Here is an 18,477-nt window from a genome sequence, read left to right as displayed (position 1 = left end):
TTGTGAGAAGCTAAGGGAGTGAATGATCTCCTTCCGATAATCCTGGCCATTGTCGCTGTCATCATCGTGGTCGGAGGGTTGATTCCCGTCTTCCTTAAGAGGCGGAAATCCACTTCGACCTACGCGGGACCGCGCGATGCAAACGACCCCGCCGATGCCGCGCCGGCAGGCGGAACAATTGTCGAAGATGCCCCGGGCACAGCCACCCCGGCGCCGGGTACCGTCGTCGAACCGTCCGATGCCGTGCTGCCGGAGATCGACGTACCGGACGACGCCGCGGGCCTGGAAGTGGTCCCGGTGGAGACCCCCGCTCCCGTAGAGGGGCGCCTCAACAGGCTGCGCGCCCGGCTCGTCAAATCCAACAACATCCTCGGCAAGGGCCTTCTCGCCTTGCTTTCGAGCGACAAGATCGACGAAAACGTCTGGGACGAAGTCGAAGAAACCCTTCTCCTCGCCGACCTCGGAACCGAGCCGACCACGCAGCTTGTCGATTCCTTGCGCGACCGCGTGAAGGTCCTGGGGACCCGCGATCCCGAGCATGTCAAGGCGCTTTTGCGCGATGAACTCGTCAAACTGGTTGATCCCGATATGGACCGCAGCCTGAACGTCGATCGCAAGGGCGGCCATCCGGCCATCATGATCGTCGTCGGCGTCAACGGCGTCGGCAAGACCACCACGGTGGGAAAGCTCGCCCGTGTCCTTGTTGCAGAGGACAAGGACGTCATCCTCGGCGCCGCCGACACGTTCCGAGCGGCGGCCTCGCACCAGCTCGCGACATGGGGCCAGCGCGTCGGCGTACCCACGGTCATGTCGGACATCGACGGCGCCGACCCCGCCTCGGTCGCTTACGAGGCAGTGAAGGCCGGCATCGAGCAAGAAGTGGATGTGGTGATGATCGACACCGCGGGCCGCTTGCAGAACAAAGTCGGCCTCATGGACGAGCTTGGCAAAGTCAAGCGAGTCGTCGAGAAGTTGGCCGAAGTGGATGAAGTCCTCCTCGTCCTTGATGCGACCACGGGCCAAAACGGGCTGAACCAGGCCAAGGTCTTCGCCGAGGTAGTCAACATCACGGGCATCGTCCTGACCAAGTTGGACGGTACAGCCAAGGGCGGAATCGTCGTCGCGATCCAGAAGGCGCTCGGCGTTCCCGTCAAGCTTGTCGGCCTGGGCGAGGGCCCGGACGACCTCGCACCTTTCGAAGCCGAGGCTTTCGTCGACGCCCTCCTGAACTAGCCGGCCCCAGGAACTAGGGGCCGGCCAGGAACTAGGGCCGGCCTGAATCGACCGGTACGGTCGCCCGCAGCATGGGTTCGCGGGCGACCAACCAGCCGGCGGCGGCCAGCAGGACGATGCCTCCCGTGGCCCCGAATGCCCAACCATAGCCAAGCCCGTCCGCCAGGAGACCCACGAGGACCGGCCCGACGATCGCTCCGGCGTCGGAGGCCATTTGGAAGACGGCCAGCACCCTGCCGCCCGAGCGACCGCGGCCAATGATGTCCCCGACGCCGGCCTGCTGGGCAGGGTTCAGCAGCCCGGCGCCGAATCCCGCCACGGCGGACGCGGCGAAGAACGTCGGCAGGGCCGTAGTCAGCCCAATGGTCGCCGTCGCAAGGCCAGTGACCGTGAGCCCAATAAGCAACATCGGCTTGCGTCCGAAAGTGTCCGCCAAGCGCCCGGAAAACGTCAGGGCCGCGGCGTTGCCCCCGGCAAAAACTGCCAGTGCCCAACCGGCCGATGCCGGCCCCGCCGCCAGGACCTCCACGGCGAACAACGGTACGGTGGCCATCCGCACGCCGAGGGTCGCCCAGCCGTTGCTGAAGCTCGAGAACAGCGCGGCGCGGTACGCCGAATCACCCAGGGCTTCCTTCATGGGCATGGCCGGAGCGTCCGTACCAGCCTTCAAGGCCGAGCCAGGCGTGCTTTTGAGTTGCGTGCGCACCACCGCGGCAGCTACAAGCAATGCCCCGGCATACGCGAGGAACGGCACCCGCAGGCCGAACCCTGCCAACAGCCCGCCGACTACCGGGCCCAGCACGCTTCCCACCAGGAACGCCGAAGCATAGGCCCCCGAGACCCTGCCGCGGCTTTCCGGCGGGGCAAGCCTGATAAGCAAACCCATCGCCGCAACCGTGAACATCACGGAACCGGCACCACCGAGACCCCTGAACACCAGCAGCTGCCAGTAGCTCTGGGCAAAGGCGCAGGCCGCCGTCGACGCCGCCACGATGAGCAAGCCGGTGATGTAAACGGGCCGCTCGCCGAAGCGGGCCATCAAGGCCCCTCCGGCGGGAGCGAACACCAAACGCACGAACGCGAAAATGCTCACGATCACAGCCGCGGCCGTCGCTCCGACGTCGAACGTTGTCGCAAACTGCGGAAGCACGGGGGCCACCAAGCCGAAACCGAGCGCGATCAGGAACGCGGCCACCAACATCACCTTGATGTCCCGTGGTATTTCGGCCTTTGTGGCCCCGATCCGTTGGCCTGAGGCGGATTTAGGGCTTGCTGTCATCGTGTTGGCGTCCTCCGGTTCGAGCTGGTTTTTCGCGAGGTGCGGAGGATGAAACACCAGCGTAACAAGTGTGATATGCACCATTTACGTTCGAGAAGTTCTTGTAACAGCCCCGCAATCTAAAACCTTCGCAGGTGAAACACTGCCCCGCAAAAATCTTACGTAGAACGCAAATGGCGTTGGGATAGGCGGCTCAGTCCGCATCTAAAGCAGAGAGGACGTAGACATGGATTTCACCGCCGGTCTCGTTTGGCTCCTGGTCGCCTCAGCCTTCGTGCTGTTCATGACCCCGGGCCTGGCATTCTTCTATGGCGGCATGACCCGTGCCAAAGCCGCCCTGAACATGATGATGATGAGCTTCATCGCCATCGGCACAGTGACCCTCGTTTGGGTTCTGTGGGGCGCATCGATGTCCACGAGCAACACGGACAACTTCTTCCAACTGTTCGCCAACCCCTTCAGCCACTTCGGCCTGCACAACTTCACCGACCCGGCTGACCTGCTCCACGTTGGCTACGCTGCCACCTTCGCCATCATCACCGTTGCCCTGATCTCCGGCGCCATCGCGGACCGCGCGAAGTTCTCGGCGTGGACCCTCTTCACCCCCATTTGGGCGACCCTGGTCTACGCACCCCTGGCCTACATGGTGTGGGGCGGCGGCCTCTTCTCTGCGACTGGCTGGTTTGGCAAGACGTTCGCTCCCGTCATCGACTTCGCCGGCGGAACCGTGGTCCACATCAACGCCGGTGTGGCCGGCCTGATCCTGGTCCTGATCATCGGCAACCGCAAGGGCTTCGGCAAGGACCCGAACCACCGTCCGCACAACGTGCCCCTGGTCATGCTCGGTGCGGCCATCCTCTGGTTCGGCTGGTTCGGCTTCAACGCCGGTGCCGCCGCTACCGTTCAGCAGGCCGGACTCATCTGGATCAACACGCTCGTCGCACCGGCTGCCGCCATGCTCGGCTGGCTCGTGGTGGAACGCATCCGCGACGGACACCCGACCTCCCTCGGTGCCGCTTCTGGCGTCGTCGCCGGTCTTGTTGCCATCACCCCGGCGTGTGCCAACGTTTCCCCGCTCGGTGCCATCGCCCTCGGCGTCGCTGCAGGTGTCGCATCGGCCCTCGCCGTCGGCCTCAAGTTCAAGCTCGGCTACGACGACTCCCTGGATGTCGTGGGCGTCCACCTTGTGTCCGGCATCATCGGTACCGTCGCCATCGGCTTCCTCGCCACTCCGACCCAGGGCGCAGCCGGCCTCTTCTACGGCGGCGGCACCACCCAGCTTGTTGCACAGTCCCTGGCGGCGCTCTGCTCGATCGTCTTCACTGGCGTCATGACCTTCGTCATCGCCTACCCGATCCACAAGATCATGGGCTTCCGCATCTCCGAGCGTCAGGAAATCGCCGGTGCGGACCTCAGCCTGCACGCCGAGACGGCCTACGAGTTCGGTGTCGGCGGCCACGGAGGCAGCTTCCAGCCGCTTCACGACCTCATCACCGGCAAGTCATCAGCTGAGTCCGAAACACCTGCCAAGGGCAAGGAGAGTATCCAGGCATGAAACTCATTACGGCGATCGTCCGCCCGGAGAAACTCGACTCCATCCGCGAGGGACTCGAAGCATACGGGGTACAGGGTTTGACGGTCAGCGCTGCCAGCGGTTACGGCCGGCAGCGCGGGTACACCGAGGTGTATCGCGGGGCCGAGTACAACGTCGACCTCCTTCCCAAGATCCGCGTGGAGGTCCTGGCCACGGATGAGCAAGCGGACGACATCCTCGATGTCCTGATTGCCTCCTCCAACACGGGCAGGGCGGGCGACGGCAAAGTCTGGACCGTCGATGTCTACGAGGCCGTCCGGGTCCGCACGGGCGAGCGGGGCGCGGCAGCCATCTAAGCATCCGATATATACAAAAGCGGTCCGGTTACCTGGAAGGTAGCCGGACCGCTTTTGCTTGCTTAGCCCCCGACGGCGGTGGGCCAGTCCGCGGGACCGGCACCACCGGCGTCGTACTCCTCGAGCGGAACCGAACCTTCGGTCCAGGCCTTGAGCACGGGCTCCACGATGCGCCAGCATTCCACGGCGGTATCGCCGCGGACGGACAACAGGGGATCGCCCTTGATGATGCCCTCCAGGACTTCGCCGTAGGGCAGGAGGTCCGAGGCGCTTAGCTCCGCGTCGAGGGTAACGCGGTCCAGGGTGAAGATATCGCCCGGACCGTTGACATCGACGTCGAGCTGGAGGGTGTCCGGACCAAACCCGATTCGCAGCTGGTTCGAGGCATCCACGCCTTCGAAACCGGATGGCAGGTGCGGCACAGGACGGAACGTGATTATCGCCTCCTTCCGCATGAGGCCGAGGGCCTTGCCGGAACGAAGGATGAACGGAACGCCCTTCCAGCGCCAGTTCTCGATGCCGACCTCAACCTCAGCGAGGGTTTCGGTGTTCCGGGATGGATCCACGCCGGCTTCTTCGGCGTAGTCGGGCACCTTGCGATCGCCGATTGTGCCTGCCGCGTAGCGGGCCCGGCGCGTGGATTTCGCGTACGGTGCCTCCACGGTGCTTGCGCGCAGGATCGTGGAAATCGCGTCGCGGAGGTCGCGCTCGCCGATGGTCGCGGGGGCATCGATGGCCAGCAGGGCCATGATGTGCAGGAGGTGGCTCTGGATCATGTCCCTGAGCGCGCCGGCGGTGTCGTAGTAGCGCGCACGGCCTTCGAGCGCGAGGTCTTCGTCGAAGATGATCTCGACTTTTTCGATGTGGTCCCGGTTCCACACCGGCTCAAGGAAGCGGTTGGCGAAACGCAGTCCCAGGATGTTCAGGACGGTGGCCTTGCCGAGGAAATGGTCCACCCTGTAGATGTGTTCCTCGGGGACGAGCCGGGCGAGGGTCTTGTTGAGGTCTTCGGCCGATTCCGGGCTCGAACCGAAGGGTTTTTCGAGCACAAGGCGCGTTCCCGGCGGCAGTTGGTCAGCGGTCAGGACCTCGCAGGCTTTTTGGCTGACATGCGGAGGAAGGGCGAAATAGACGGCCACTGGCGCTTCGAGCCCGGCAAGCAACCCGGCCAGTTGGCCGTCCGCGGTGACATCGACCTGGTGGTATTCGGTGTTTGCCTCCATGTCCGCGATCGCCTCGCGTCCGGCCGCGTCGGCATCTTTTCCGGCATCATCAAAGGCGCTCCGCACACGGTCCGTCCATTGTTCGGCGGTCCAGGGGTCCGAGCCCGCCCCGGCGAGTTTGAGGCCGTCAGCCATGCCGCCTGCAACCAGCCGGGCAAGGCCCGGCAACAGCAGCCGGCCAGTAAGGTCCCCCGAAGCGCCGAGGATGAGCAACGTTTTGACAGTTGTTTTGTTGGTCACCGTGCCAGCATGCCATCTTGTTGGTGATAGTTGGTGAAAGTCGGGTACCCATGTTGGTGTAAGAGCACCTAAGTTGGTGCTAGTTGGTACCCTAGATAGTCGAGTCCCTTCGTTGAGCCAGATCTGTTTGGGGCAGGAATCGTCAAGAAGCTGGCGTGCCGCCTTGGCCGCCATTCGTAGACCATTGAAAGAAGTGCACGGCGCGTGTTCAATTCACTCTCTGACCGGTTGACAGCAACCTTCAAGAATCTCCGCGGCAAGGGCCGCCTCACGGAGGCCGACGTCGACGCCACTGTCCGGGAGATCCGCCGCGCCCTCCTGGACGCGGATGTTGCCGTTCCCGTGGTGCGTGAGTTCGCTGCCCGCATCCGTGAGCGGGCTCTGGGCGCCGAGGTTGCCGCGGCCCTCAACCCGAGCCAGCAGATCGTCAAGATTGTCAACGAGGAACTTGTGGAGATCCTCGGCGGCGAGACCCGCCGTATCCGCTTGGCGAAGACCGGCCCCACCATCATCATGCTCGCTGGCTTGCAGGGTGCGGGTAAGACGACGCTCGCCGGCAAGCTCGCCAAGTGGCTCAAGGCACAGGGCCACAGCCCGATTCTGGTGGCTTGCGACCTGCAGCGGCCAAACGCCGTGACCCAGCTTCAGATCGTCGGCCAGCGCGCGGGGGTTTCCGTTTTCGCGCCGCACCCCGGCACCACCTCGGAACATGACGTTCCCACCGGCGACCCTGTCGCCGTCGCGCGTGCCGGCGTCGAGGAAGCCCGCCAGAAGCTGCACGACGTCGTCATTGTGGACACCGCGGGCCGCCTCGGTGTCGACGCCGAGATGATGGACCAGGCGCGCCGCATCCGCCAGGCGATCATCCCGAACGAAGTGCTCTTCGTCATCGACTCCATGATCGGCCAGGATGCCGTAAACACGGCGGTCGCGTTCGACGAGGGCGTCAACTTCACGGGCGTGGTGCTGTCAAAGCTCGACGGCGACGCCCGCGGCGGTGCCGCCCTTTCGGTCGCGTCCGTCACCGGAAAGCCGGTCATGTTCGCGTCCACGGGCGAGAACCTGGACGACTTCGAACTGTTCCATCCGGACCGCATGGCCTCGCGCATCCTCGACATGGGCGACGTCTTGACCCTGATCGAGCAGGCGGAAAAGGCGTGGGACAAAGAAGAAGCCGCCCGGATGGCGAAGAAATTCGCCGACCAGGAAGACTTCACGCTGGATGACTTCCTCGCCCAGATGCAGCAGATCCGCAACATGGGTTCAATGAAGAAGATGCTCATGATGATGCCGGGTGCCCAGAACATCCGCCAGCAGCTCGAGCAGTTCGACGAGCGCGAGATCGACCGCGTCGAAGCCATCGTCCGCTCCATGACGCCGCACGAACGTGTTGCCCCGAAGATCATCAACGGCTCGCGCCGCGCGCGTATCGCCCGTGGTTCTGGCGTGCATGTTTCCGAGGTCAACGGGCTCCTGGAGAGGTTTGCCCAGGCCCAGAAGATGATGAAGAAACTTGCCCAGGGCGGTGGCATGCCGGGCATGCCCGGTATGCCCGGGCTTGGGGGCGGCGGCGCCCGCAAGGGGAAGAGCGCTCCGAAGAAGAAGGCGCGTTCGGGGAACCCAGCGAAGGCCGCCCAGGAACTGCGCGACGCCGAGAACAGGCGGTCGAAGTCGGTTCCGAGCGGTGCAGCGTTCGGCCAGCCCGGCGCGGACTTCGACCCGTCGCAGCTGAACCTGCCCAAGGGCTTCGACAAGTTCCTCGGCAAGTAAAGTGCCCGCCGCCGGCTTCGTCGGCAGCGGTGATGTCGGTCCCGTGACCTAGGCTTGAGGAATGCAAAAACAGCGTGTTGTCTTCGTCCATGGGGCGGGCTCGTTCGGGGCCGCCGCATGGCCGAAGCAGCATGGCATGGCATTGCGTTATGACGCGCTCTTCCTGAAGCGCCACGGTTTCGATGCCCAGACCGAGCCCTTGGAATCGGATATCCCGGCCGATGTGGACATGCTCCTTGAGTGCCTTGGAGCCTCCGAAACCGTGCCCGACGGCGGTTCGGCGCGGGGCGGCCACGTCGTGGCGCACTCCCAAGGCGCGATTTCCGCCATGCTTGCCGCGGTGGAGCGGCCGGACCTGGTTCGTTCGCTTGTGCTGGTGGAGCCGGCGTGCTTGTCCTTGACGGCGGAGCTTCCGGCAACTGCCGCCTACAAGGCGCTCATGGAGCCGCTGTTCCTTGTCAGGCACGAGCTCAGCGATGACGATTACCAACGCGAATACCTGCGCCGGGCCTTTTCTTCCGAAGCGGCGGTCCTCGATACCCCGGAGGCCCGGCGGACGGCTCGCCGCCTTCGCTTGCAAGCCCCTCCCTGGGAGGCGCCCTTGCACATTGTCCCCGGCGTTCCCACGCTCGTCCTGACGGGCGGTTGGGAGCCGCTCTATGAGGAGATTGCCGGCTACCTGCAGGAAACCGGTGCCCTCCACCGCGTTGCGGCAGGAGGGCACCGGCCCAATGATTCAGTTGAAGGAGACCGGATTATCCGGTCCTTCATCGCGGACGTCAGCCGTGCAGGATCTGTCCACTCTTCCTGATCAGTTCACGTTTCCCGTGCCCGCGGCTGCGCCGGGCACTGCCAATTCCGGCAGGTAGACCTTGCCGCCTGAAGCGAGGAATTCCTCGCTCTTTTCGCGCATGCCGCTGTACATTTCCGCGATGGCCGCCTGGGAATCTGCGGAACCGTACTCGTCGCGGATGTCCTGGCTGATGCGCATGGAGCAGAACTTCGGTCCGCACATGGAACAGAAGTGTGCGGTCTTGGCCGGTTCTGCCGGTAGCGTCTCGTCATGGAATGCTTCGGCCGTGACGGGATCCAGTGACAGGGCGAACTGGTCGCGCCAGCGGAACTCGAAGCGTGCCTTGGACAAAGCATCGTCGCGTTCGTGCGCACCCGGGTGTCCCTTGGCGAGGTCGGCTGCGTGGGCGGCGATCTTGTAGGTGATCACGCCCGTCTTCACGTCGTCCTTGTTCGGGAGTCCGAGGTGTTCCTTCGGCGTAACGTAGCAAAGCATGGCCGTGCCGTAGCGGGCGATCTCGGTGGCGCCGATCGCGGAGGTGATGTGGTCGTATCCCGGTGCGACGTCCGTGACGAGCGGGCCGAGCGTGTAGAACGGGGCGCCATCGCAGAGTTCCTGCTGGCGCTCGACATTCTCGCGGACAAGGTGGAACGGAATGTGGCCCGGACCTTCGACCATGACCTGGACGTCGTACTTCCATGCGCGCTTCGTGAGCTCGGCGAGCGTGTCCAGCTCGGCGAACTGCGCGGCGTCGTTCGCGTCCGCGGTCGCTCCCGGACGGAGCCCGTCGCCGAGCGAAAACGCGACGTCGTACTTGGCGAAGATTTCGCACAGTTCGTCGAAGTGGGTGTAAAGGAAGTTCTCCTCGTGGTGCGCCAGGCACCAGCCCGCCATGATCGAACCGCCGCGCGAAACGATGCCCGTGACCCGGTTGGCCGTCAGGGGGACGTAGCGCAGCAGCACACCGGCATGGATTGTCATGTAATCCACGCCCTGTTCGCACTGTTCAATGACAGTGTCCCGGAAGATCTCCCATGTGAGCTTGTTGGCTTCGCCGTTGACCTTTTCCAATGCCTGGTAGATGGGGACGGTTCCGATCGGAACGGGCGAGTTGCGGATGATCCACTCACGGGTGGTGTGGATGTCGTCGCCGGTGGACAGGTCCATGACCGTGTCCGCGCCCCATTGCGTAGCCCACTGCAGTTTGTCGACTTCTTCGGCGATCGAACTGGTGACCGCGGAGTTGCCGATGTTGGCGTTGATCTTCACCAGGAAGGCCTTGCCGATGATCATCGGCTCGGACTCGGGGTGGTTGATGTTGTTCGGGATGATGGCCCGGCCGGCAGCGACCTCGCTGCGCACCAATTCGACGTCGCAGTTCTCGCGGAGGGCGACGTACTGCATTTCGGGCGTCACGATGCCCTGCTTGGCGTAGTGCATCTGGGTGACGGTCTTGCCGTCGATGGCGCGGCGGGGGACCGGTTGCGCGCCTTTCCACTCATCCGAGGCGGCGCCGCGGCGCACGGCGGACTTGCCGTCGTCGAGCAGGTTGCGTTCGCGGCCACGGTACGCTTCGGTGTCGCCGCGGGCTTCGATCCATTCGGTGCGGAAAGGCTGGAGGCCCACCACGGGATCGCTGCCGGGGCCGGCCGTGCGGTACACCCGGAAAGGAGCATTCTCCTCGCCGTTCGGCGACGGTTCCAACGCGATTTCCGTAACTGGTACACGGATCCCGGTCCCAGCGTCCTCGATGAATGCAAGCGAATGCGATTTCAGCGACTGCGTCACCTCGCGGTCCGCTTCATTTTGGGTAGGGCTAAGCTGTGCTTCTTTGGAGCTCAATTGAGTACTCACTTCCTTCGCCGGCATTACCCGGACAGGTTCGACGGTCGCAGGCTGCGTCAGCCTGATCTCAGCCCCTGCAAGGGCCCCCGTGTGGTCGTAGACGAAGCTACCACACGCGGCAGCTGCTGTGGCGTACATGACAGGAAGGAACATGCTCGCGGCCGGGTAGGGCTCGGCCGAAATGCGCTGCGGTCCTACTCTGGAAACATGCCAGAGATCATCGAATTCAGCGGCGTGGCGTTGACCGGCCCGGAAGAAGAACGACGCGGTTTGTGGTCGGTCGACGGACGGTTGACTTTTGTCCGGCCGGACGGCGTGCCGTCGGCGGTCCTCGATGGATGGGTGCTGCCGGGACTCGTGGACGCCCATTGCCACGTGGGCCTGGGCAAAGGCGGAGCGGTGGACGAAGACACCGCCCGCGTGCAGGCCGCAACCGACCGGAACGCCGGAACCCTCCTCATCCGGGACGCCGGATCCGCCAGCGACACCCGATGGTTGCAGAATCGGTCGGACATGCCCCGCATCATCCGCGCCGGACGGCACCTTGCCAGGAAGGGCAGGTACATCCGGGGACTGGCGGAAGAAGTCGAACCGGAAGGCCTGGTGGAGGCGGTGCGCAAGCAGGCCCGCTTCGGGGATGGGTGGGTCAAGATCGTAGGGGATTGGATCGATCGTTCGGTCGGGGACCTCGGCCCGTCGTTCCCCGCGGCGGTGGTGAAGGACGCAGTCGCCGCCGCGCACGACGAAGGCGCCCGGGTCACAGCCCATTGCTTTGCTGAACAGACCATTGACGACGTGCTGGACGCCGGGATCGACTGCATCGAGCACGCGACCGGCTTGCTTCCGCGGCATATTCCGCGATTGTTCGATCAGGATGTCCCCATCGTTCCCACCCTCGTCAACATCGCAACCTTCCCGGACATCGTGCAACAAGCCGCGCCGAAATTCCCCTTGTACGCCGGCCACATGACTGCGCTGTGGGAGCGGCGATACGAGCGGGTCCGCGAGGCGCATGAAGCAGGAATCCGGATTTACGCGGGAACCGACGCGGGCAGCGTCATCAAGCACGGCCGCATCGGCGAGGAAATCCTGGAATTGCACCGGGCCGGGCTTCCTCCCGCCGCGGCCCTCGATTCCGCGTGCTGGTCCGCGCGGAACTGGCTCGGAGCGGACGGCATCAGCGAAGGTGCCAGTACCGACGTCGTGCTCTATGCAAAGGATCCGCGCGCGTCGCTCGAGGCCGTCCTGAATCCGCAAACGGTGGTCCTTCGGGGGCGCGTTGTAGACAAAGACGTCGATGAGGAATAAATTGAAGCTTCAAGTAATTTAGATATGTAAAGGGCCGTCGATACGCGGCGACCACAAGAGCCGGGAGTTTCACATGACCACCACACCCAGCCAGGATCTCCTTCCTGCCGACCTGACCATGGGCACCGTGATGCTCAAAGTGGGGGACCTGAAGCTCATGGCCGACTACTACCAGCGGGCCTTGGGTTTGGAGGTCGTCGCGGAGCAGGACGGCGGGCTCTACTACGGCAGGCTCGGCAAGCCGCTGGTGCACCTGGCGCCCGCTTCGGGGCTGCAGAGTCCGGGCCGGGGAGAAGCAGGCCTCTTCCACACGGCGTTGCTCTTCGAAGACCGCTCGTCCTTGGCCGCGACTGTCGCAACGGCCGCCCAATATGAGCCGCACGCCTTCGTCGGAAGCGCGGACCACCTCGTGAGCGAAGCTTTCTACTTCACCGACCCCGAGGGGAACGGCATTGAGCTCTACTACGACAAGCCACGCGAAGGCTGGGAGTGGAACGGCACCTCCGTAGTGATGGACAGCCTGCCGCTCCCGCCGCAGCGCTACCTCCAGCAATACCTGAGCGAAGAATCAGTGACCGGCCAGCATGAGGCCGGTGCCGGCGTCGGGCACGTCCATCTGCAGGTCGGCGATGTCCAGACCGCCCATGACTTCTACGTCGACACCCTGGGCTTCGAGAAGACTGCCGGTTGGCACGGGCAGGCGCTCTTCGTATCTGCCGGCGGCTATCACCACCACATGGCCATGAATGTCTGGAACAGCCGAGGCGCCGGTCCGCGCAAGGACACGCTCGGCCTCGGCGAAGTGGTGATCGAAGTGCCGTCAGGTGACGACGTCGGCGCGCTCGCCGACCGCCTCAAGGTCGCCGGAATTTCTTCCCACCACACGGGAGCGGAGTTGCGCTTCGAAGACCCGTGGCGCAACCGTCTCCGGATCGCCGTCCGCTAGCAAGCTAAACTTGGGGCTTGATGGCGTGGCGTCTGTTTCAGGCGCCGCGCCGCGCTCCGTCGGCACCACTGAATGAGGGTAGTTTCCATGGGCTTTGCTGAAATTTTTGTTGCCACCCACGATGAAGCAATCAAGCGGGCATCCGCCCTTGAGAAGGGGAGCGGAGTTGCGGGAAGCGCGGTGCGGATCCCGGACATCAGCGACTTCGAAGTGGAGCAACTCGGCGATCTTGCCGGAACGGCCGTACATGCCGCAGGCGCAGACTACGAACTCGCCTTGGTAGATGTTGCCAGCGATGCGTTGCTGGGCGTACCCGAGGCCATGGTTCGGGCCTTGTCCGAACTGCTGAGCTACGAGACCGAGGGCGAAGGAAGCGTACTCGAGGATGTCGCGGATCAGTGGGCGGCTCAGGAGGACATGCCTTTCGACGCCAGGCAATCGCGCCTGTACGTCCAGCAGTTGGCCGCGCTCGCCACTGATGTGGACAAGGTCGACCGCGCCGGGCTGTACGTCTGGTCCGCAGGGGAGTAGCCGCCGCCCGACCCGCCTGGCCGGCCGCGGTTCGAAATACTGTTCGCCATCTGGCACAATGGACAGGTACTTGATCCTCGCGGCCCCTCTCTCCGTGGGTGCATCTTGTCCTTGGAACCCTCAAGTATGGCCCGCCCCACGGGAGCAGAACGACGGGTTCAACCCCGTTTCAGAAACAGGAGTGACCACAAAAGTGGCCGTAAAGATTCGCCTCAAGCGCTTCGGTAAGATGCGCGCACCGTACTACCGCATCGTCGTCATGGACTCCCGCGCCAAGCGCGATGGCCGTGCAATCGAAGAGATCGGCAAGTACCACCCCACCGAGGAGCCCTCGTACATCGAGGTTGCCTCCGAGCGTGCCCAGTACTGGCTGTCCGTCGGCGCGCAGCCGACCGAGCAGGTTGCCGCGATCCTCAAGATCACCGGTGACTGGCAGAAGTTCAAGGGCCTCCCGGGCCAGGAAGGCACGCTGAAGACCAAGGTCGCGAAGCCTGCTTTCGTTGCACCGGAGAAGGGTTCCGTCATCATCCCGGAAGCCATCACCAAGAAGGCCAAGCAGGCTGAGGCTTCCGAGGAAGCTGCAGAAGCAGAGACCACCGAGGCTGAGTAGATTGCTGGCAGAAGCGCTCGAACACCTGGTCCGTGGGATCGTTGACAGCCCCGAGGACGTCAAGGTCACTGCCAAGAACAACCGCCGTGGGGAGTCCCTCGAGGTGCGCGTTCACCAGGACGACCTCGGACGGGTGATCGGTCGCCAAGGACGCACCGCGCGCGCATTGCGCACCGTGATTGCGGCCCTGGCGGGCGGCGAACAGGTCAGGGTCGACGTCGTCGACACCGACCGCCGCCGGTAACGCGCTCAGCAGTACTTGTCTTAGGTCCGGCCCCTTCACCGCACGTCGGTGGAGGGGCCGGATTGTTTTACGAGCGCCGGACTGTTTTGCAGCCAGGTCCGGCCTTGCCCGTCCCCGGCCCAGCGAGAAATCAGAGGAATCCCATGCAGGTCCAGGTTGCCCGAATCGGCAAACCCCACGGAATCCGTGGCGAAGTTACCGTCCAGGTGCTCACCGACGCTCCCGACGAGCGATTCGTCCGGGGAACCGAATTCGTGGTGGAACCGGCAAAAGCCGGGCCTTTGACCATCAAGAGCGCCCGCTGGAACAAGGACATCCTGTTGCTCGGCTTCGAAGAAGTCGCCACACGCAACCAAGCCGAGGAGCTCCGCGGCGCGAAGCTGTTCATCGAGACCGAGGAGCTTGACGAGGACGACGACGAAGGCTGGTACGAACACGAACTGCTCGGACTCGACGCGCGCGTCGGCTCGCAGACTGTGGGCAAAGTAGCCGCGCTTAACACGATGCCCGTGCAGGACCTCCTGGTCATCGAAGACGCGGCGGGCCGCGAGATCCTTGTGCCGTTTGTCGAAGAGATCGTCCCCGAGGTCAACCTCGAAGAAGGCTACGTCCTCCTCACCCCGCCGGCCGGCCTCTTTGAGCTGAACGCCGACGACGCCGAAGGCGCCGGCTCCTCGAACGGGGATTAGATGCGCATCGACGTCGTCAGCATCTTTCCCGAATACCTGGCCCCGCTTGAGCTTTCGCTCATAGGGAAAGCCCGGCAGGACGGCCTCCTGGAATTGAATGTCCACGACCTGCGGACCTTCACCACGGACAAGCACCGAACTGTGGACGATACCCCGTATGGCGGCGGCGCCGGCATGGTGATGAAGCCCGAGCCGTGGGCCCAGGCTTTGGAATCCATCGCGAAGAGCGGGATGACCCCTGAAGACGGGGCTGCGAAGAAACCTGTCCTGATCGTCCCGTCACCGGCGGGGGAGCGCTTCAACCAGGCCCTCGCCTACGAGTTGGCTGATGAGGAACAACTCGTTTTTGCCTGCGGGCGGTACGAGGGGATCGACGAACGCGTCATCGAGTGGGCGGCCGGCCATTTCACCGTTCGGCCCATGAGCTTGGGAGATTACGTCCTCAACGGCGGAGAAGTTGCCGTCCTGGCAATGGTTGAGGCCATCGGGCGGTTGCTTCCCGGCGTCGTAGGCAACCCCGAGTCGCTCGTGGAGGAGTCCCACTCGGACGGCTTGCTGGAGTATCCGGTGTACACAAAGCCATCGTCGTGGCGCGACCGCGAAGTCCCGGCCATCCTCTTGAGCGGCAACCATGGCAAGATCGCGCAGTGGCGCCGCCATGAGCAGTTCCGCCGCACCGCGGCGCGCCGTCCCGACTTGCTGGCAGAGTTCGACGCCGGTGGGCTTACCCGGGCGGACAAGGCAGCTTTCGGGGAACTGGGGTACGACGTCGTTGACGGCCGGCTGCGCCTCCGCCCGGAGGCCGGATCCGCGGACTGAGCCCGCCGCCGTCGGGCACTTTCCCCTGATGTGCCGCCGCAACGGGCGCCCCGCGCGCGGGATTGGCCGGAACTTTCGAGGTGTGGCAGAATTAACCCTTGTGTCTACTGGGTTCGCGCCTGCCACAGGGGGAGCGACACCAACAGCATGACAACCCGGAACCATCAAACAGCGGTGGGATCGGGCTTTGAATCTTCGGCGGTTATTTCCGGATGGCCTTGCGCCCCGGGCTTGCCCGCCGTGACCCAAAGTGGATGACCTGTGGCGTTCACCAGGAGTGGATTAATGCATATCCTCGATAGCGTAGATGCAGCTTCGCTGCGCACCGATGTTCCCGTGTTCCGCGCGGGTGACACCATCAAGGTTCACGTGAACATCATCGAAGGCAAGAACACCCGTGTCCAGGTCTTCCAGGGCTTCGTCCTTGGCCGCCAGGGCGATGGCGTCCGCGAAACCTTCACCGTCCGCAAGGTTTCCTTCGGTGTCGGCGTCGAGCGTACCTTCCCGGTACACTCCCCGATCATCGAAAAGATCGAGGTCGTCACCAAGGGTGACGTCCGCCGCGCCAAGCTTTACTACATGCGTGCACTGCGCGGTAAGGCTGCGAAGATCAAGGAAAAGCGCGACTTCACCGCTGCCAAGTAGGTCTAGCGACCGCCAGCGGATTCTGGATTCGTGACCGGCCCGTGCCGGAGAAATCCGCAACGCAATAGGAAACGAATCATGGACCACGCAGAACGCCAGCCCCGGAAACGGGGCTGGCGTTTTGTTTTGCTCGCTTTGGTCCTCGCGGTGGCCATCAGCGGACTTGTCCGGTCCCTTTGGCTCGACGTCTATTTCATTCCCTCGGAATCCATGGAGCCGCTCCTGGGCACGGGAGACCGAATCCTCGTCTCGCGGACGGACTTCGCCGCCGACCCCATCCGCCGCGGAGACATCGTGGTCTTCGACGGCAGGGGCACTTTTGCTCCATTGAACAGCGGCAAGGGACCGCTCGCTGATGCAGTCGGTGCAATCGGGCACTGGCTCGGCCTGACCGGCAGCGACACGACGTATGTCAAACGCGTCATCGGGCTCCCCGGCGACCACGTTGTATGTTGCGGGGCCGGCGGTAAGCTCACAGTCAACGGACAGCCGCTTGAGGAACCCTATCTTTATCCGGGGGACACACCGAGCGAGGAGAAATTCGATGTCATCGTGCCGCAGGACAGGTTGTGGCTAATGGGGGACCATCGTTCACGGTCCGCGGACTCGCGTAGCCTCCTAGGCGCGCCGGGCGGAGGAATGGTGCCGCTGGAGCGTGTCATCGGGCGTCCGGTCCAGATCCTCTGGCCGCTTGATAGATTTGCAGCACTGCCGCGCCCCGCGCAGGCCACACCTTCGAAGAACGGACAGTAGATGCCGGACATAACTCCCGGGAAGCCAGAACGGCACGAAGACGAGGCCGAGCTCCTGGGCGGCGCGCAGTCTGTTCCCGGTAGCGAGGCCGATCCCGACGACGTTCCCGGCCGGACGGAACCGGCCCCTCCACTTTCCCGGCGTGCCGCCCGGCGCGGAGCCGCCCCGGGCAAGGAGACTGCCGCCCAAGGCAGCCCTTTCCTCAGCTGGCTCCGGGAAATTGCCACGGTGGTTGTCATTGCCGTGGTGTTGTCGTTCTTGATCAAGACATTCCTGTTCCGCGCGTTTTACATTCCCTCCGAATCCATGGTCAACACGCTCGACGTGAACGACCGGATTTTCGTCAACCTCCTGGTGCCGCAGCCGTTTGCGCTGCAGCACGGAGACGTCGTGGTCTTTAAGGATTCTCAGGGTTGGCTGCCGCCGACTCAAAAGGCGACGCCGGGCCCGTTCACGTGGGTCCAGGACGCCCTGGTCTTCGTCGGCTTGCTTCCCGACGAGACCAACCAGCACCTCGTCAAGCGGGTCATCGGACTCCCGGGCGACCATGTGACGTGCTGTGACAGTTCGGCGAGAGTAAGCATCAACGGAACCGTCCTCAACGAAACCTACATCAATCCAGCCCAAGTCCCCGAGGCCAAACCCTTTGATGTAGTGGTCCCGCAAGGGAAAATCTGGGTTATGGGAGATAACCGCAACAACTCGGCGGACTCGCGCGAACATACGACGGTCAACGGCGGATTCATCAACATCTCCGACGTCGAGGGCAAGGCCACGGTTATCGCCTGGCCGATCAACCGCTGGCAGATCATCGACAACCATTCCGACGTCTTCCGCAACGTTCCTGCGCCGTCTCCCCAAAACACGTCCTCGCCTACGGCTCCAGCGAGCAAATAGTGGCCTCCGTCGCCGCACGGATCCGAAAGGTTCCGGGCTTTCCCACCCTCGACGTCGAACGGGGTTTCCTCGCCCCGGGCGTCAGGCTGCTCGCGGGCGTGGACGAAGTGGGTCGCGGGGCCCTCGCGGGACCCGTGTCGGTGGGAATTGTGGTCGTAGACCTCCAAGACCATGGATTGCTCGCCGACGTCCGCGACAGCAAGTTGCTCAAGCCCGACGACCGGGAGCGGCTGGAACCCCTGGTCCGGGAATGGGCCCTAGCTTCCGCCGTGGGCCATGCGAGCTCTGCGGAGATCGATACGCTCGGGATTATCGGGGCCCTCCGACTTGCAGGGACACGGGCATGGTTCGAAATTCTTGCCGGTGGTGTGCGTCCGGACGTCGTATTGCTCGATGGGAGCCACAATTGGCTCTCGGTGCCGAGCCAAGGCTCCCTGTTCGATGCTGAGCCAGCCGTGCCGGCATGCGAGGCGCCCGTACATACCCGGGTCAAAGCCGACATGAGCTGCCTCAGCGTCGCAGCTGCGAGCGTCCTCGCCAAAGTGGCCAGGGACCGCATTATGGTCGAACTTCATTCCGAGTACCCGGGTTTCGCCTGGAACGAGAACAAAGGCTACGCAACCGCCTCGCACCGCGATGCGCTCCGCCTGGCCGGCCCGACCCCATACCACCGGACCAGCTGGAACCTGATTTAGCTTCTGATTGGTTCCCGTCATGGCCTGTCCCGCAAGGGGGAGCTGGCGGCACTCAACCGCTCCATGG

General features: G+C 64.1%; 19 protein-coding genes and 1 riboswitch. Of the genes, 16 read left to right on the top strand and 3 right to left on the bottom strand.

Going from position 1 to position 18,477, the window contains the following annotated elements; translation table 11 throughout:
• The first annotated feature begins 18 nt into the window (after positions 1 to 18).
• The gene (ftsY, locus tag E1809_RS11550; protein ID WP_133204385.1) at positions 19 to 1,233 is read left to right on the top strand and encodes a signal recognition particle-docking protein FtsY; all 1,215 of its coding nucleotides are present in this window, start codon (positions 19 to 21) and stop codon (positions 1,231 to 1,233) included.
• 31 nt (positions 1,234 to 1,264) lie between these two features.
• On the opposite strand, the gene E1809_RS11545 is transcribed toward ftsY, so the two are convergent.
• Positions 1,265 to 2,512, bottom strand: a complete 1,248-nt coding sequence (locus tag E1809_RS11545; RefSeq protein ID WP_235835560.1) for an MFS transporter — start codon at positions 2,510 to 2,512, stop codon at positions 1,265 to 1,267.
• 226 nt (positions 2,513 to 2,738) lie between these two features.
• On the opposite strand from E1809_RS11545, the gene E1809_RS11540 reads away from it, so the two are divergent.
• Complete coding sequence (locus E1809_RS11540) at positions 2,739 to 4,067, top strand: ammonium transporter (protein WP_133204383.1); 1,329 nt, start codon at positions 2,739 to 2,741, stop codon at positions 4,065 to 4,067.
• Positions 4,064 to 4,402: a P-II family nitrogen regulator gene (locus E1809_RS11535; RefSeq protein ID WP_133204382.1), complete on the top strand. Its 339-nt coding sequence runs from the start codon at positions 4,064 to 4,066 to the stop codon at positions 4,400 to 4,402. Before E1809_RS11540 ends, E1809_RS11535 begins: the two co-directional genes overlap by 4 nt.
• Positions 4,403 to 4,464: 62 nt before the next feature.
• Here the strand turns inward: E1809_RS11535 and E1809_RS11530 are convergent, their stop codons facing one another.
• Positions 4,465 to 5,865 (bottom strand): glucose-6-phosphate dehydrogenase, encoded by a 1,401-nt coding sequence (locus E1809_RS11530; RefSeq protein ID WP_235835554.1) that lies wholly within the window; start codon positions 5,863 to 5,865, stop codon positions 4,465 to 4,467.
• Between the two features lie 204 nt (positions 5,866 to 6,069).
• Here E1809_RS11530 and ffh point away from each other — a divergent pair, with 204 nt between their 5' ends.
• Both ffh and E1809_RS11520 read left to right on the top strand, forming a co-directional pair.
• Positions 6,070 to 7,635 (top strand): signal recognition particle protein, encoded by a 1,566-nt coding sequence (gene ffh, locus E1809_RS11525; RefSeq protein WP_133204380.1) that lies wholly within the window; start codon positions 6,070 to 6,072, stop codon positions 7,633 to 7,635.
• Positions 7,636 to 7,696: 61 nt separating this feature from the next.
• Positions 7,697 to 8,446 (top strand): alpha/beta hydrolase, encoded by a 750-nt coding sequence (locus E1809_RS11520; protein WP_133204379.1) that lies wholly within the window; start codon positions 7,697 to 7,699, stop codon positions 8,444 to 8,446.
• On the opposite strand, the gene thiC is transcribed toward E1809_RS11520, so the two are convergent.
• Complete coding sequence (thiC, locus tag E1809_RS11515) at positions 8,447 to 10,270, bottom strand: phosphomethylpyrimidine synthase ThiC (protein WP_133204378.1); 1,824 nt, start codon at positions 10,268 to 10,270, stop codon at positions 8,447 to 8,449.
• Positions 10,266 to 10,373: riboswitch (TPP riboswitch) on the bottom strand. (Overlaps the previous gene by 5 nt.)
• Positions 10,374 to 10,480: 107 nt before the next feature.
• On the opposite strand from thiC, the gene E1809_RS11510 reads away from it, so the two are divergent.
• The 11 genes from E1809_RS11510 to E1809_RS11460 all read left to right on the top strand — a co-directional run bounded on the left by E1809_RS11510 (position 10,481) and on the right by E1809_RS11460 (position 18,410).
• Positions 10,481 to 11,581, top strand: a complete 1,101-nt coding sequence (locus tag E1809_RS11510; RefSeq protein WP_133204377.1) for an amidohydrolase family protein — start codon at positions 10,481 to 10,483, stop codon at positions 11,579 to 11,581.
• A 73-nt stretch (positions 11,582 to 11,654) separates the two neighbouring features.
• The gene (locus E1809_RS11505) at positions 11,655 to 12,527 is read left to right on the top strand and encodes a VOC family protein (protein WP_133204376.1); all 873 of its coding nucleotides are present in this window, start codon (positions 11,655 to 11,657) and stop codon (positions 12,525 to 12,527) included.
• An 87-nt stretch (positions 12,528 to 12,614) separates the two neighbouring features.
• A complete protein-coding gene (locus E1809_RS11500; protein WP_205754163.1) occupies positions 12,615 to 13,058 on the top strand; it encodes a hypothetical protein in 444 nt (147 codons plus the stop codon).
• 193 nt (positions 13,059 to 13,251) lie between these two features.
• Positions 13,252 to 13,668, top strand: a complete 417-nt coding sequence (gene rpsP, locus E1809_RS11495; protein WP_133204374.1) for a 30S ribosomal protein S16 — start codon at positions 13,252 to 13,254, stop codon at positions 13,666 to 13,668.
• Between the two features lies 1 nt (position 13,669).
• Positions 13,670 to 13,912, top strand: a complete 243-nt coding sequence (locus E1809_RS11490; RefSeq protein ID WP_133204373.1) for an RNA-binding protein — start codon at positions 13,670 to 13,672, stop codon at positions 13,910 to 13,912.
• A gap of 143 nt (positions 13,913 to 14,055) precedes the next feature.
• Positions 14,056 to 14,601: a ribosome maturation factor RimM gene (rimM, locus tag E1809_RS11485; RefSeq protein WP_133204372.1), complete on the top strand. Its 546-nt coding sequence runs from the start codon at positions 14,056 to 14,058 to the stop codon at positions 14,599 to 14,601.
• Positions 14,602 to 15,420, top strand: coding sequence for a tRNA (guanosine(37)-N1)-methyltransferase TrmD (gene trmD, locus E1809_RS11480; RefSeq protein WP_133204371.1), 819 nt, complete (start codon positions 14,602 to 14,604; stop codon positions 15,418 to 15,420).
• A 285-nt stretch (positions 15,421 to 15,705) separates the two neighbouring features.
• On the top strand, positions 15,706 to 16,065 hold the full coding sequence (gene rplS / locus E1809_RS11475) for a 50S ribosomal protein L19 (RefSeq protein WP_133204370.1): 360 nt from the start codon (positions 15,706 to 15,708) through the stop codon (positions 16,063 to 16,065).
• A gap of 78 nt (positions 16,066 to 16,143) precedes the next feature.
• A complete protein-coding gene (gene lepB / locus E1809_RS11470; protein WP_133204369.1) occupies positions 16,144 to 16,818 on the top strand; it encodes a signal peptidase I in 675 nt (224 codons plus the stop codon).
• A complete protein-coding gene (gene lepB / locus E1809_RS11465) occupies positions 16,819 to 17,715 on the top strand; it encodes a signal peptidase I (RefSeq protein WP_133204368.1) in 897 nt (298 codons plus the stop codon).
• Positions 17,715 to 18,410 carry a ribonuclease HII gene (locus E1809_RS11460; protein ID WP_235835553.1) on the top strand — a complete coding sequence of 232 codons (696 nt, stop codon included), beginning with the start codon at positions 17,715 to 17,717 and terminating at the stop codon, positions 18,408 to 18,410. The genes lepB (E1809_RS11465) and E1809_RS11460 overlap by 1 nt, the downstream gene beginning before the upstream one ends.
• The last annotated feature ends 67 nt before the right edge of the window (positions 18,411 to 18,477 follow it).

It is taken from the genome of Arthrobacter terricola, from assembly GCF_004354015.1.
Lineage (GTDB): Bacteria > Actinomycetota > Actinomycetes > Actinomycetales > Micrococcaceae > Arthrobacter > Arthrobacter terricola.
The sequence above is the reverse complement of the archived record's forward strand: the minus strand, read 5'-3'. Positions and strand labels throughout refer to the sequence as shown.